Source organism: Enterobacter cloacae complex sp. 370H10 (assembly GCF_050031535.1).
In the GTDB taxonomy this organism is placed as follows: Bacteria; Pseudomonadota; Gammaproteobacteria; order Enterobacterales; family Enterobacteriaceae; genus Enterobacter; species Enterobacter intestinihominis.
Map to the genome: position 1 here is coordinate 3,445,867 of NZ_JBLGWG010000001.1, position 14,897 is coordinate 3,460,763.

Sequence of the window (14,897 nt, forward strand, 5' to 3'; positions counted from 1 at the left end):
AAGGGATCAGTTGAGGGCGGCGCTGGCGGTCATGGCAACGGTTTTCGCGTTAACCGGCATACCCGGCATAAACACTTTTTGTAAACCATCGACGATGACTTTATCCCCGGGTTTCAGCCCCTGCTGTACGATACGTAAACCGTCGGCCAGACGCCCCGGCGTAATATCGCGGCGCTGCGCTTTCCCGTCTTTATCAACGACATAAACATACTTACGATCCTGATCGGTCAGCACCGCCTTATCGTCAACAAGCGTGGCTTTAAATTCCGCACTGCCCGGCAGGCGCACGCGTGCGAAGAGTCCCGGCGTGAACTGACGCTGTGAGTTATCCAGCAGCGCGCGCATGCGGATTGTACCGGTACTCGGCGTGAGCTGGTTATCCAGGAAATCCACTTTGCCCTGATGGGGATAGCCCTCCTCACCCGTCAGACCAATCTCCACTGGCAGCGCCGTGTGGTGACTGGACGCCCCCTGCCCGCTGCGGGCCAGGTTCTGATAGTGAAGATAGGTGGACTCGTCCACATCGAAGTAGACGTAAACCGTCTTCTGTGAGACCAGGGTGGTGAGCACGCTGGCGCTGTCACCCGCAGTCACCAGGTTACCGCTAGTGATCAGCGCCCGGCTGGCGCGACCGTCGATAGGCGCGGTCACTTTGGTGAAGTCGAGGTTGAGCTGCGCGGCATCAACCGCCGCCTGCGCCGCGCGAATATCGGCCTGTGCCTGGGTAGCAGCGGAACGGCGCTGCTCCCACTCTTCACGGGATACCACGTTGGTATTGACTAATTTATCGGTACGGTTAGCCTCGCTTCGCGCCAGGCTGGCCTGCGTTTTGGCTCTCGCCAGGTTCGCCTGCGCCTGTTCCAGCGCCGCGCGATAGGTTCGGTCATCAATCGTGAACAGCACCTCGCCCTTTTTCACCTCCTGACCGTCGGTGTAATTCACTTTATCAATGTAGCCGGAGACGCGTGGGCGCAGCTGAACGCTTTCCACCGCTTCAATGCGACCGTTAAAGCTGTCCCACTGGCTAATGGATTTCACCACCACGTCAGCTGCGCTGACGACGGGCGCTTGCGGTGCAGCATTTTGCGCGACACTGTCATCGCACCCGACGAGAAGCGCGGAGAGTAAAACCACCCCCGTCGCGCTCAGATGAAAGTAACCCCAGGTTTTTTGCAGGCTCATTATTTTTATTCCGGTTATTGTAGCCGCCGGGCAAGACGCAGCGGGAGGCGCCGCGCCACTTCCTTTGTCCGGTCTGGCTTAAGGCCATTTGTGTCGTTCATCGCCACAAAACTGTAACAGTTGCGAATACACTATCGCGGCGATTGTAGGAAGGCGCTTAATTAAGTGCAAGAATAATTGTTGCACTTTATGTGCTATTTGCGGCGAAGGTAAATCACGGGTTTTGAGAAGGGATTTAAATGTAACAATAAAACTTGCAATTAATATCAAAACGGGCCACCTTTAAGTGCAACAAACAAAGATGCTTTTAATGCGTGGCGTAGGGGGAAGCAAGATGAACACGAGTGCATTCATTCACGATTTGCTCGACTGGATCGACAACAACCTTGATAGCCGCCTGGACATTGAAACCGTCTCCAGGCGAGCCGGCTATTCGAAATGGCATCTCCAGCGGATCTTCAAAGAACATACCGGCTCCCCTCTCGCCGAATATATTCGCGCGCAAAAGCTGCAAAAATCAGTTGAGCGCTTAGCCCAAAGCGATGAACCGATTCTGAACGTGGCGATCGCGCTGGGCTTTGACTCTCAGCAGTCCTTCAACCGCAGCTTTAAGCGTCAGTATGGTCAGGCGCCAGGGGCATGGCGACGCAGTATCGGCTGCCGTGGATCCCGACAGATGAGCCAATAATTCACGTCCCGTTCGGATATCAGTTATAAAAGAAAAACCCTCTGTAAACAGAGGGTTTTATCAGTCTTACCTGCTTATAACTTCGCAGGAAAGGTTATGGGCTTACTCCCACTCGATCGTCGCCGGTGGCTTGCCGCTGATGTCATACACCACGCGGGAAATGCCGTTCACTTCGTTGATGATGCGGTTAGACACGCGGCCTAAGAAGTCATACGGCAGGTGCGCCCAGTGCGCAGTCATGAAGTCGATGGTTTCCACAGCACGCAGGGAAACAACCCAGTCGTACTTACGTCCATCGCCCATTACGCCTACAGAACGAACCGGCAGGAACACGGTGAACGCCTGGCTTACCTTGTTGTACAGGTCAGCCTTGTGCAGCTCTTCAATGAAGATCGCGTCCGCGCGACGCAGCAGGTCGCAGTACTCTTTCTTCACTTCGCCCAGCACGCGTACGCCGAGGCCCGGGCCCGGGAACGGGTGACGGTAGAGCATGTCGTACGGCAGCCCCAGCTCCAGACCGATCTTACGCACTTCGTCTTTGAATAGCTCACGCAGTGGTTCAACCAGGCCCATCTTCATCTCTTTCGGCAGGCCGCCCACGTTGTGGTGAGATTTGATGACGTGTGCTTTACCGGTTGCGGAGGCGGCGGATTCGATCACGTCAGGGTAGATAGTGCCCTGCGCCAGCCATTTCACGTCTTCCAGCTTCAGCGCTTCTTCGTCGAACACTTCCACGAATACGCGGCCGATGATTTTACGTTTCGCTTCCGGATCGTTCTCGCCTTTCAGCGCGTCCAGGAAGCGCTGTTCGCCTTCCACGTGAACGATGTTCAGACCGAAGTGGTCGCCGAACATGTCCATGACCTGCTGGGCTTCGTTCAGACGCAGCAGGCCGTTGTCCACGAAGACGCAGGTCAGGTTTTTGCCGATGGCGCGGTGCAGCAGCATCGCGGTCACGGAGGAGTCGACGCCGCCGGAGAGGCCGAGGATCACTTTGTCATCACCAACCTGCTGGCGGATACGCTCCACGGCGTCGTCGATGATTTTTGCCGGGATCCACAGGGCTTCACACTGGCAGATATCACGCACGAAGCGCTCCAGCATGCGCATACCCTGACGGGTGTGAGTCACTTCCGGGTGGAACTGCACGCCGTAGAAGCGTTTTTCTTCGTTCGCCATAATCGCGAACGGGCAGCTTTCGGTGCTGGCTACGGTCACGAAGTCCGACGGGATAGCGGTGACTTTGTCGCCGTGGCTCATCCACACGTCCAGCAGCGGTTTGCCGTCTGCGGTCAGGGAGTCTTCGATACCGCGCACCAGCGCGCTGTCGGTGACGACTTCAACCTGCGCGTAGCCGAACTCACGCTCGTTAGAGCCTTCTACGTGACCGCCCAGCTGCATCGCCATAGTCTGCATGCCGTAGCACACGCCGAACACCGGTACGCCCGCTTCGAATACGTACTGCGGCGCGCGCGGGCTGTTCTCTTCGGTGGTGCTCTCCGGGCCGCCGGACAGGATGATGCCGCTTGGATTGAACTCGCGAATCTGTGCTTCCGTGACATCCCACGCCCACAGCTCACAGTATACGCCCAGCTCACGCACGCGACGCGCCACCAGTTGAGTGTACTGAGAACCAAAATCGAGGATGAGGATGCGATGTTTATGAATGTTTTCCGTCATTGACGCTAATTCCGAGGCAAGTGAAACAGATTAAATAAATCGCCCGACACGAGGTCGGGCGAAGAAAATCATGATCCCAGACGGTAGTTCGGGGACTCTTTGGTGATCGTCACGTCGTGCACGTGGCTCTCCTGGATACCCGCACCGCTGATGCGTACGAATTCCGCTTTGGTACGCAGCAGGTCAATGGTACCACAGCCGGTCAGCCCCATACAGGAACGCAGGCCGCCCATCTGCTGGTGGATGATCTCTTTCAGACGGCCTTTATAGGCCACGCGGCCTTCGATGCCTTCCGGTACCAGTTTGTCAGCGGCGTTATCGGTCTGGAAGTAACGGTCGGAGGAACCTTTGGACATCGCGCCCAGGGAGCCCATACCGCGGTAGGATTTATAAGAACGGCCCTGGTAGAGTTCGATTTCGCCCGGGGATTCTTCGGTACCGGCCAGCATGGAGCCCACCATCACGGCTGCGGCACCTGCGGCGATCGCTTTGGCGATGTCGCCAGAGAAGCGGATACCGCCGTCCGCGATAACCGGAATACCGGTGCCTTCCAGCGCTTCAACCGCGTCAGACACCGCGGTGATCTGCGGAACGCCCACGCCGGTGACGATACGGGTAGTACAGATAGAGCCAGGGCCGATACCCACTTTCACAGCGCTGCAACCGGCTTCCGCCAGTGCGCGAGCACCTGCGCCCGTAGCCACGTTACCGCCGATGATCTGGAGATCCGGGTATTTAGCACGGGTTTCACGAATACGTTGCAGAACGCCTTCGGAGTGGCCATGTGAGGAGTCAATCAGCAGCACGTCAACGCCCGCGGCAACCAGCGCGTCAACGCGCTCTTCGTTACCTGCGCCCGCGCCAACCGCAGCGCCGACGCGCAGACGGCCATGCTCGTCTTTACAGGCGTTCGGTTTACGTTCTGCTTTCTGGAAATCTTTAACGGTGATCATGCCACGCAGGTGGAAGTTCGCATCCACAACCAGCGCTTTCTCAACGCGTTTTTCGTGCATTTTCGCCAGCACCACGTCGCGGGTTTCGCCTTCGCGAACGGTCACCAGGCGCTCTTTTGGTGTCATATAGACGCTGACAGGCTGGTTCAGGTCAGTCACGAAACGCACATCACGACCGGTGATGATGCCCACCAGCTCGTTGTCTTCGGTCACAACCGGGTAACCTGCAAAGCCGTTACGCTCGGTTAGCGCTTTCACTTCGTGCAGGGTGGTGGTTGGCAGAACGGTCTGAGGATCGGACACGATACCGGATTCATGTTTCTTCACGCGGCGAACTTCTTCCGCCTGACGCTCGATAGACATGTTTTTGTGGATAAAGCCAATGCCGCCTTCCTGTGCCAAAGCGATAGCCAGACGCGCTTCAGTCACGGTGTCCATTGCTGCGGAGAGCATAGGAATGTTCAGACGAATGGTTTTCGTCAACTGCGTGCTGAGGTCGGCAGTATTCGGCAGAACGGTGGAATGAGCGGGAACGAGGAGGACGTCGTCAAACGTCAGTGCTTCTTTAGCGATACGTAGCATGGGCAATATCTCTGACCTGGGTGGTTAAATATTGCCGTGGCATTATACAGAGCGTAACCGATTGCATCTACACTTTTTTGAAAAAAATGCTTGCGATCGCCTCTCAGCAGGTTACTATCGACTGAATAACTTGCTGATTTAGAATTTGATCCCGCTCACATGTTATCCTCTCAATCCCCCTCAATTTATACTGTCAGCCGCCTTAATCAGACGGTGCGTTTGCTGCTTGAGCAGGAAATGGGACAGGTCTGGATCAGCGGTGAAATCTCTAACTTCACGCAGCCTGCTTCCGGTCACTGGTACTTTACGCTAAAAGACGACACCGCTCAGGTGCGCTGCGCGATGTTCCGCAACAGCAATCGTCGCGTGACGTTCCGCCCTCAGCATGGCCAGCAGGTTCTGGTTCGCGCCAACATTACCCTGTATGAGCCGCGCGGCGATTATCAGATTATCGTCGAGAGCATGCAGCCCGCCGGTGAAGGCTTGTTGCAGCAGAAGTACGAGCAGTTAAAAGCCATGCTTTCGGCTGAGGGATTGTTTGACCAGCAGTTTAAAAAGCCCCTGCCCTCACCTGCCCACTGTATTGGAGTTATCACCTCGAAAACCGGCGCGGCGCTGCACGATATTTTGCACGTCCTGAAGCGCCGTGACCCTTCCCTGCCCGTCATTATCTACCCAACTGCCGTTCAGGGTGACGATGCGCCGGGGCAGATCGTGCGCGCGATTGAGCTGGCGAATGCGCGTCAGGAGTGCGATGTCCTGATCGTCGGGCGCGGCGGCGGCTCGCTGGAAGACCTGTGGAGCTTTAACGACGAGCGCGTGGCGCGGGCAATCTTTGCCAGCCTTATCCCTGTGGTGAGCGCCGTCGGCCATGAAACGGATGTGACGATAGCCGATTTTGTCGCGGATTTACGCGCGCCCACGCCGTCCGCGGCGGCAGAGGTGGTCAGCCGTAATCAGCAGGAGCTGCTGCGCCAGATCCAGAACGGGCAGCAGCGCCTGGAGATGGCGATGGACTACTTCCTCGCCAACCGTACCCGCCGCTTTACCCAGCTTCATCATCGTCTGCAACAGCAGCATCCGCAATTGCGTCTGGCGCGTCAGCAAACCGTACTGGAGCGTCTGCGTCAGCGGATGAACTTCGCGCTGGATAACCAGCTTAAGAAAGCGATATCGCGCCAGCAGCGCACGACTCAGCGTCTGAACCAGCAGAATCCGCAGCCAAAGATTTATCGCGCACAAACGCGGATCCAGCAGCTTGAGTTCCGCCTCGCGGAAAATATCCGCTCACGCCTGAGCGCCACCCGCGAGCGTTTTGGCAATGCGGTCACCCATCTGGAAGCCGTCAGCCCACTCTCCACGCTGGCCCGCGGCTATAGCGTGACCACCGCGACGGACGGCAAAGTGCTGAAGCAGACGAAGCAGGTTAAAGCAGGGGATGTGCTCACCACCCGGCTTTCTGACGGCTGGGTCGAGAGTGAAGTGAAAGAGATCAAACCGGTGAAAAAAACGCGTCAGCGTAAAAGCGGATAAATCTTCGCCGGTTACAAACTATACTGCTGCTATTGCCTTTTTTAATAAGGAGAGCAGCATGCCCCATCTACATAGCGTCATCCCTCCGTATATTCTTCGCCGTATTATCGAAAGCGGTTCTGAGCCGCAGCAGCGCTGCGCCCGTCAGACCTTAACCCACATCCAGACGCTGATGGCCCATATGCCGGGCAAACCCGCCGCGCCGCATGTGAATAAAGCCGGTCAGCTTGAGCGTGACATCTACGATGCGAAACAGACCCAGGATCTGCCGGGTACCCAGGTACGCTATGAAGGCCAGCCCTCCAACGGAGATGTGGCGGTGGATGAAGCGTACGATTATCTGGGTATTACCCATGATTTCTTCTGGAAGGAATATCAGCGCGATTCGCTCGATAACAAAGGGCTGATCCTCACCGGCACCGTGCACTATGGCCGTGAGTATCAAAACGCCTTCTGGAACGGCCAGCAGATGGTCTTTGGCGATGGCGACGGGGAAATCTTCAACCGCTTTACCATTGCCATCGACGTGGTAGCGCATGAGCTTAGCCACGGCGTGACGGAGACCGAAGCCGGACTCATCTACTTTGAACAATCGGGCGCGCTGAACGAGTCGTTATCCGACGTGTTCGGTTCGCTGGTGAAGCAATACCATCTTAAGCAAACCGCCGATAAAGCAGACTGGCTGATTGGTGAAGGGCTGCTGGCGGAGGGCATCAACGGGAAAGGGCTTCGCTCCATGTCTGAACCCGGCACGGCCTATAACGATCCGCTGCTCGGTAAAGATCCGCAGCCCGGGCATATGAAAGATTTCATCAAAACGCGCGAGGATAACGGCGGCGTACACCTTAACTCCGGTATCCCCAACCGCGCGTTTTACCTGGCCGCAACGGCGAGCGGTGGCTACGCCTGGGAAAAAGCGGGTTATGCCTGGTACGACACGGTTTGCGATCGCAACCTGGCGCAGGATGCGGATTTTGATGCCTTTGCAAAACTGACGATAGCGCACGGCGAGAAACGCTCTGGTAGCGACGTTGGGGCGGCTATAAAACAAGCCTGGGAACAAGTAGGAGTGCTGTAAATGCAGGTTCCGGAACTGACGGATGACGCCGTGGTTGAGCTGGCCCGGGAAGGCGGCGTCGCTTTTATCCCTAAGCTGAGCGGCCAGCGCACCATTGCGCTCTCCTCGCTTAATGAGGCCCAGCGCCAGCGCCTGGTGAGCATTCTGAAGCAGGCTTTCCCGCGCGGCCAGCCGCCCGGGCAAGCCTCTTCCCCCGGCAGCGGTGACCAGCGCTATTTCCGCATCCAGATTATCTGGACCGGCCAAAATCAGGCGCACTACGCCGATATCATCGTGCTGGTACCCGAGCAGGAAGCACCCGAGTCGCTGGTGGAACTGTGGCAGAAAGGTGAAGGCTGCGTGTGCGATTAAGCCTCAGCTCTGACGAACTCGACGCGTTTTTTTGAGATAAGCCCGTGGCCGTTCTGGCAAAAATAGTCCACCGCACCGCAGGCCTTGAGTACCTGAAGCGGTTGATGGCAGTCAGGGCAGCGCGCTTCGAGGGGAATATCGTTATTGCAGCTGTCGCAGTGCGCGATACCGTTTTGCGGCTCGAGCGCTGCGTGGCAATCCGGACAGGTTATCGACATGCTCTCTCCTGTTGAGGTGGGCCGGGGCTGGATAACTGCCCCGGCAGGCTGAATAGTATCAGGCTTCGGTAGCCGGTTTTGTCTGCACATTTTCCAGCATGCGACGCACCGGAACAATGAGGACGATCAGCACCGCAGCACAAATCAACAGCGCGATGGAGCAACGGGCAAAGAGGTCTGGCAGCATATCCAGCTGGTCGGCCTTCACGTGACCACCAATCAGGCCCGCAGCCAGGTTACCCAGCGCACTGGCGCAGAACCACAGGCCCATCATCTGACCGCGCATTCTTTCCGGCGCCAGCAGGGTCATGGTTGCCAGACCAATCGGACTCAGGCACAGTTCCCCGAGCGTAAGCATCAGGATACTGCCCACCAGCCAGAACGGAGAAACCCCTGCTCCACCGTTGCTCAGCACGTTCTGTGCCGCCAGCATCATCAGGCCGAAGCCCGCCGCCGCGCACAAAATACCGATCACGAACTTGGTGATACTGCTCGGGCGAATATTATTGCTCGCCAGCTTCGGCCATGCCCAGCTAAATACCGGTGCCAGCAGAATGATGAACAGGGCATTAATCGACTGGAACCACACCGCCGGGATCTCAAAATCACCGATCATGCGGTTAGTGTAGTCGTTGGCGAACAGGTTGAAGGAGGTTGGCTTCTGCTCGAACGCGGACCAGAAGAACGCGGCGGAGACCAGCAGAATAAAGCATACCAGCAGCCTTGCGCGCTCTTTGCGATTCAGCCCGGCGAAGATGAACAGGTAGATGAAGTAGAGCGCGACGGAGGCGGCAATCACATATACCAGCACGCTGGCCACCGCGACCGGATTAATCACAATCACGCCCTGGGCAATCAACGTGACGATGATTGCAACACCCACAGCCAGCGCCAGCAGCCAGGCACCCACGCCGTTACGTTTCACTACTGGACTGTTCCAGGTGGAGTCCAGACCGACTTCGCTGTCGTAGCGCTTCATGGCCGGAACGGCAAACACGCGGAAGATAATCAGGGCGACCAGCATCCCGATACCGCCGATACCAAAGCCCCAGTGCCAGCCGTGGGTTTTAATCAGCCAGCCGGAAATCAGAGGAGCAATGAACGAGCCCATGTTGATGCCCATATAGAACAGCGAGAAACCGCCGTCACGACGCGCATCGCCCTTTTTGTAGAGGGTACCGACCATGACCGAGATACAGGTCTTGAACAGGCCGGAGCCGAGCACGATGAACATCAGGCCGATGAAGAACAGGTTGTCGCCCATAATGGCCGACAGGGCAATCGACAGGTGCCCAAGCGCAATCAAAATCGAACCGTACCAGACGGCCCGCTGCTGGCCGAGCCAGTTATCCGCCAGCCAGCCGCCCGGCAGTGCGGCGAGGTACATGGTGCCCGCGAAGATGCCGACAATCGCCGAGGCGTTTTCACGCGCCAGGCCCATTCCGCCGTCATACACGGTGGCGGCCATAAACAGGATCAGTAGCGGGCGAATACCGTAAAACGAGAAACGCTCCCACATCTCGGTGAAGAACAGCGAACCGAGCGGATAAGGATGGCCGAAGAAGGTTCGGCTCTCTTTTTGATTAACAGAGGATTGCATAATTCTCCCGAAAGGTATGTGTCGTGCTTGTAAACACCAGCATGTACGCCGAACGGTTACGTATCCGATCGATTTTTTACATGCGGCGAAATGTTGGTTAACCATTTGATAACCAGGCGCTAGTTTTGTCTAGTACCGAACCCTGGACTTTAAGATGAAAATTCGACGATTGTCTACTTTCTTAGATATAAACATGGTTAAAAGCGAATAGTGATTGACATCACACAGGGAAGGCAGACCTTTTGAATGAGCGAAAAAAACCCGCGACAGGCGCGGGTTTTAGTGAGTTCGGTAAGAATTATTTGCTTTTCTTAATGTGCTTAATCAAACGCTTACGCTTACGCATCTGGTTCGGCGTCAGGGTATTACGTTTATTCGCAAACGGGTTTTCCCCTTCCTTGAACTGAATACGGATAGGCGTACCCATCACGTCCAGCGACTTACGGAAGTAGTTCATCAGGTAGCGTTTGTAGGAGTCCGGCAGGTCTTTCACCTGGTTACCGTGGATCACCACGATAGGCGGGTTATACCCCCCGGCGTGGGCATATTTCAGCTTCACGCGACGGCCACGCACCAGCGGCGGCTGGTGATCTTCTGCTGCCATGTTCATGATACGGGTCAGCATCGCCGTGCTCTGGCGGCGGGTAGAGCTGTCATAGGCTTCACGAACGGATTCGAACAGGTTGCCTACGCCGCTGCCGTGCAGGGCAGAGATGAAGTGAACGCGGGCAAAGTCGATAAAGCCCAGACGGAAGTCCAGCGTCTCTTTCACCTGTTCGCGTACTTCATTGCTCAGGCCATCCCACTTGTTGACGACGATAACCAGTGAGCGCCCACTATTAAGGATAAAGCCGAGCAGAGAGAGATCCTGATCGGAGATACCTTCACGTGCGTCAATAACCAGCAGCACCACATTGGCGTCTTCAATCGCCTGAAGGGTTTTGATCACCGAGAATTTTTCCACTACATCGGTGATTTTCCCGCGCTTACGCACCCCTGCAGTGTCGATAAGTACGTACTCACGTTCATCGCGCTGCATTGGAATGTAAATGCTGTCACGCGTTGTGCCTGGCATGTCGTAAACCACCACGCGCTCTTCGCCCAGAATACGGTTAGTAAGCGTAGACTTACCTACGTTTGGGCGACCAACGATAGCCAGCTTAATCGGCAGATCCTGCGGGTTGAAGTCATCTTCCGGCTCTTCCTCGCCTTCCTCTCCGGCTTCAAACTGTGCCCAGTATTCGGCGTCTTCGTCCACCTCTTCCGGCGGGTTTACTTCATCAACCCACGGCAGCAGAACGGTTTCCAGCAGGCTGGTGACGCCACGGCCATGCGAGGCCGCAATTGGATAAATATCGCCAAGGCCTAAAGACCAGAAATCCGCAACGGCCTGATCGGCATCAATGCCGTCAGTTTTGTTCGCCACCAGGAAGGTTGGCTTTTCGCGTGAACGCAGATGTTTAGCGATAGCAGAATCCGCGGGCATCAAGCCAGCGCGAGCATCCACCATAAACAGAACCACATCCGCTTCTTCGATAGCCAGCAGAGATTGCTCTGCCATGCGGGTCTCTACGCCGTCTTCCGTACCGTCAATACCCCCGGTATCGATACAGATGAACTCGCGTCCTTCCACCTCTGCACGACCGTACTTACGGTCACGCGTCAGCCCCGGGAAATCCGCAACCAGCGCATCACGGGTGCGTGTTAAACGGTTAAAAAGAGTGGATTTTCCAACGTTAGGGCGCCCGACAAGCGCGACCACAGGTACCATGTTTGAAGCCTCATAAAATTCAAAATAACGTCGCTTTCGCAGCGTTTTTAAAAATGTCAAAACGGCTCCTGAGTGAACAGGAGCCGTTTAGTATACTACAACCGCCGTGTAATTAACGCGTGATCGCGTAAAGCGTGCCGTCTTTTGCCTGAATCAGCAGTTTACCGTCAGCCACAACCGGGTCGGTCAGGAAGCCTGAGCCGTCCACTTTCTGCTGCGCCACGAAGCGGCCATTCTCTGGATCGATCCAGTGCATATAGCCTTCGCTGTCGCCCACCACCAGGCTGCCGTTATACAGTGCCGGTGCGGTCAGCAGACGGTGAAGCAGATCGCTCTGCGTCCACAGCGTCACGCCACCTTCGGTGCTCAGCGCCAGCAGACGGTCGTTCTGATCCACCATATAAATACGGTTGCCGTCGACAATGAAATCGTTCACGGAACCCAGCTCACGTTTCCACATGATCTGACCGCTACGCAGGTCCAGCGCCGTCAGGTTACCGTTATACGCCAGCGCGTAAACCACACCGTCAACGATGACCGGCGTGGTGTCCACGTCACTCAGACGGTCGATTTCAGTTGAACCGGTCGCCTGGGAAATACGCTGCTGCCAGATCATCTGGCCCTGCTGCATCAGTACTGCGCTGACACGACCGTTGTCACCACCCACAATGGCGGCGCCAAATGCAGTCGCCGGAGCAGATTCACCACGCAGAGATAGCGCTGGCATATCCAGGTTAACCGTCCATTTTACCAGACCATCTGCTTCGTTCAGCGCCTGCAACTGGCCGTTGCTGGTATGGATCAACACCAGGCCGTCGCTGACAACCGGACGTGACAAGGATTCACCGGCAACGCTGGTCTGCCATGCAACCGAACCGTCGCTGGCATTCAGCGCGTAAACCTGCGCTTTTTCGCTGCCCACATACACGTGACCGCCGGCAACGGTCAGGCCGCCAGAAAGCAGCGCAGGTTTACGGGAGAACCAGCCGTCTTTTTCCGCCAGGTTAATGGACCACACTTCCTTTCCGTCATCAGCGTTCAGCGCTTTAACGGTGCCTTTGCGATCGGCCGCATAGACCACGCCGTCAGCAAATGCCGGGTGCAGGTTGGAATAAAAATCGCCAATACCATCACCCACGGAGGTGTCCCAGGCGGTGGACGGAGTGAACTGGTTTTCAACCGTCGGCAGCGGGGACATTTTGACAACGTCTTCTTCGCCACTGAACAGTGAACAACCACTCAATAACGTAACAGAAAGCAGTCCTGGCAGAAGTAATTTACGCAATTGCATTGGGTCCCTCTCAGACGGACAAATTATTTATTTTCATCTGCATCATTTCGCTCAGCGCAGGTGAAGCTTTACTATCCACGCCAGCTTGCCACGCTTTACGCGCGCCCGCTTTATCACCCTTACTCAGCAGTGCTTCACCGCGAAGATCGGCGACAATAGCGGCAAAGCCATCACCTTTGATGGTATCAAGCGTTTTCAGCGCGTCGTCGGCTTTTTTCTGCTGAACCTGAATACGTGCCAGGCGCAGATTGATCACCGCTTTCAGATTTTCGTCACTGGCAGCAGCAAGCCCCTGAGACAGTTGCGTAGCGGCTTTGTCCAGTTCGTTTTTATCAACATACTGCTGAGCCACTTCCAGCGCAGCCAGCGCACCGTAGGTGTTTTTGTTGTCAGCGGCAAATTTCTCCGCAGCCGTCAGCGTTTGCGGCTGATCGGCACGGATTGCGCTAACGGTGTTTTCGTAGTTCAGGGACGAACCGCGAGCAGAGTCAGCCTGATGATTGTTCCAGTAACGCCAGCCAACCAGCGCACCAACACCTAAAATAACCCCTACAACCAGTGCCTTGCCGTTTTCAGCAAAGAAGCGTTTAACCGCATCAACCTGGTCGTGTTCGTTCTCGTACATTTCCACGCAGTCCTTCTCCTTAGCCCAATAGAGTGCGCAAGTGCGCCGCAACGCCATCCTGCGTTACCGTAGTTTGCTCACCAGAGCGCAGGTCTTTAACCACCACTTCGCCGTTGGCCACTTCGGACTCACCCAGCACCAGTGCAATACTTGCGCCCCACTTATCGGCACGAGCAAACTGTTTTTTAAAGTTGCCGCCGCCGTGGTTGGTCATCAGCTTTACGTCCGGCAGCGCATCGCGCACGCGTTCGGCAAGCTGCATCGCCGCAGACTGCGTATCCGCACCTGAGGCCACCAGGTATATATCGACAACAGGATCGGCTTTAAATTCCGGATTAACTGCCTGAACCAGCAAAACAAGTCGCTCAAGGCCCATCGCGAAGCCTACAGCCGGTGCTGCGCGACCACCCAGTTGCTCGACCAGTCCGTCATAACGACCGCCAGCACAGACGGTGCCCTGCGAACCGAGGCTGGTGGTGACCCACTCAAATACGGTGCGGTTGTAGTAGTCCAGACCGCGCACCAGACGCTGGTTAACGGTATAAGCAATGCCCGCCGCTTCAAGCAGCTTGCACAGGCCAGCAAAGTGTTCGCGGGAATCCTCATCCAGGTAGTCACCCAGCGCTGGCGCATCGTTCAGCAGCGCCTGTACGTCAGGATTTTTGGAATCGAGTACGCGCAGCGGGTTGCTGTACATACGACGTTTACAGTCTTCGTCGAGCTTCTCTTTGTGTTGTTCCAGGAACGCCACCAGCGCATCGCGATAGTTCGCACGCGCTTCCAGAGAACCGATAGAGTTCAGCTCCAGGGAAACGTGCTCAGAAATACCGAGCGCACGCCACCAGCGGGCAGTCAGCATAATCAGTTCGGCATCGATATCTGGTCCTTGCAGACCAAACACTTCCACGCCAAGCTGGTTGAACTGACGGTAGCGGCCTTTTTGCGGACGTTCGTGGCGGAACATCGGGCCGATATACCACAGGCGCTGCTCCTGATTGTACAGGAGACCATGTTCGATGCCGGCGCGTACGCAACCCGCCGTCCCCTCAGGACGCAGGGTCAGGCTGTCGCCGTTGCGGTCCTCAAAGGTATACATCTCTTTTTCAACCACGTCGGTTACTTCGCCGATCGCGCGTTTGAATAACGGGGTCTGCTCTACAATCGGCAAACGAATTTCGCTGTAACCGTAGCTGCCGAGCACCTGCTTCAGTGTGCCTTCAATGCGCTGCCAGATGGCGGTTTCGCCAGGCAGATAATCGTTCATGCCGCGGATGGCTTGAATGTTTTTTGCCACGTTTATTCTCTTTCTATATACAAAAAAGAACCCAAAGAATGGGTTCAATCA

The 14,897-nt window shown here is 56.2% G+C and carries 13 protein-coding genes; 4 read left to right on the forward strand and 9 right to left on the reverse strand.

Annotated elements, in window-relative coordinates; translation table 11 throughout:
* Positions 1-6: 6 nt before the first annotated feature.
* Positions 7-1,182 carry an efflux RND transporter periplasmic adaptor subunit gene (locus ACQG2Q_RS16945; RefSeq protein WP_045308556.1) on the reverse strand — a complete coding sequence of 392 codons (1,176 nt, stop codon included), beginning with the start codon at positions 1,180-1,182 and terminating at the stop codon, positions 7-9.
* Between the two features lie 334 nt (positions 1,183-1,516).
* Here ACQG2Q_RS16945 and ACQG2Q_RS16950 point away from each other — a divergent pair, with 334 nt between their 5' ends.
* Positions 1,517-1,870 (forward strand): helix-turn-helix domain-containing protein, encoded by a 354-nt coding sequence (locus tag ACQG2Q_RS16950; RefSeq protein WP_063146749.1) that lies wholly within the window; start codon positions 1,517-1,519, stop codon positions 1,868-1,870.
* Between the two features lie 102 nt (positions 1,871-1,972).
* Here the strand turns inward: ACQG2Q_RS16950 and guaA are convergent, their stop codons facing one another.
* Positions 1,973-3,550: a glutamine-hydrolyzing GMP synthase gene (guaA, locus tag ACQG2Q_RS16955; protein WP_063850012.1), complete on the reverse strand. Its 1,578-nt coding sequence runs from the start codon at positions 3,548-3,550 to the stop codon at positions 1,973-1,975.
* A gap of 68 nt (positions 3,551-3,618) precedes the next feature.
* Entirely contained in the window at positions 3,619-5,085 is a 1,467-nt protein-coding gene (guaB, locus tag ACQG2Q_RS16960) for an IMP dehydrogenase (protein WP_003860601.1), read from the reverse strand.
* A gap of 159 nt (positions 5,086-5,244) precedes the next feature.
* On the opposite strand from guaB, the gene xseA reads away from it, so the two are divergent.
* Genes xseA through ACQG2Q_RS16975 form a run of 3 tightly spaced genes read left to right on the forward strand, consistent with a single transcriptional unit; the run spans position 5,245 to position 8,047 of the window.
* Positions 5,245-6,618 carry an exodeoxyribonuclease VII large subunit gene (gene xseA, locus ACQG2Q_RS16965; protein WP_063850010.1) on the forward strand — a complete coding sequence of 458 codons (1,374 nt, stop codon included), beginning with the start codon at positions 5,245-5,247 and terminating at the stop codon, positions 6,616-6,618.
* A 58-nt stretch (positions 6,619-6,676) separates the two neighbouring features.
* A complete protein-coding gene (locus ACQG2Q_RS16970) occupies positions 6,677-7,696 on the forward strand; it encodes a M4 family metallopeptidase (protein ID WP_063850007.1) in 1,020 nt (339 codons plus the stop codon).
* Positions 7,697-8,047 (forward strand): protealysin inhibitor emfourin, encoded by a 351-nt coding sequence (locus ACQG2Q_RS16975; RefSeq protein WP_063152702.1) that lies wholly within the window; start codon positions 7,697-7,699, stop codon positions 8,045-8,047.
* Here the strand turns inward: ACQG2Q_RS16975 and ACQG2Q_RS16980 are convergent.
* From ACQG2Q_RS16980 to hisS, 6 genes are all read right to left on the reverse strand, one after another.
* The gene (locus tag ACQG2Q_RS16980; RefSeq protein WP_022648996.1) at positions 8,044-8,265 is read right to left on the reverse strand and encodes a zinc ribbon domain-containing protein; all 222 of its coding nucleotides are present in this window, start codon (positions 8,263-8,265) and stop codon (positions 8,044-8,046) included. The two genes, ACQG2Q_RS16975 and ACQG2Q_RS16980, sit on opposite strands and share 4 nt — an antisense overlap.
* A gap of 58 nt (positions 8,266-8,323) precedes the next feature.
* Positions 8,324-9,865 (reverse strand): peptide MFS transporter, encoded by a 1,542-nt coding sequence (locus tag ACQG2Q_RS16985; RefSeq protein ID WP_023306697.1) that lies wholly within the window; start codon positions 9,863-9,865, stop codon positions 8,324-8,326.
* 298 nt (positions 9,866-10,163) lie between these two features.
* The gene (gene der, locus ACQG2Q_RS16990) at positions 10,164-11,636 is read right to left on the reverse strand and encodes a ribosome biogenesis GTPase Der (protein ID WP_022648998.1); all 1,473 of its coding nucleotides are present in this window, start codon (positions 11,634-11,636) and stop codon (positions 10,164-10,166) included.
* A gap of 112 nt (positions 11,637-11,748) precedes the next feature.
* Positions 11,749-12,927 carry an outer membrane protein assembly factor BamB gene (bamB, locus tag ACQG2Q_RS16995; protein ID WP_022648999.1) on the reverse strand — a complete coding sequence of 393 codons (1,179 nt, stop codon included), beginning with the start codon at positions 12,925-12,927 and terminating at the stop codon, positions 11,749-11,751.
* Between the two features lie 10 nt (positions 12,928-12,937).
* A complete protein-coding gene (locus ACQG2Q_RS17000; RefSeq protein WP_063850005.1) occupies positions 12,938-13,558 on the reverse strand; it encodes a YfgM family protein in 621 nt (206 codons plus the stop codon).
* A 13-nt stretch (positions 13,559-13,571) separates the two neighbouring features.
* Positions 13,572-14,846, reverse strand: a complete 1,275-nt coding sequence (gene hisS / locus ACQG2Q_RS17005; RefSeq protein WP_022649001.1) for a histidine--tRNA ligase — start codon at positions 14,844-14,846, stop codon at positions 13,572-13,574.
* Positions 14,847-14,897: the final 51 nt, after the last annotated feature.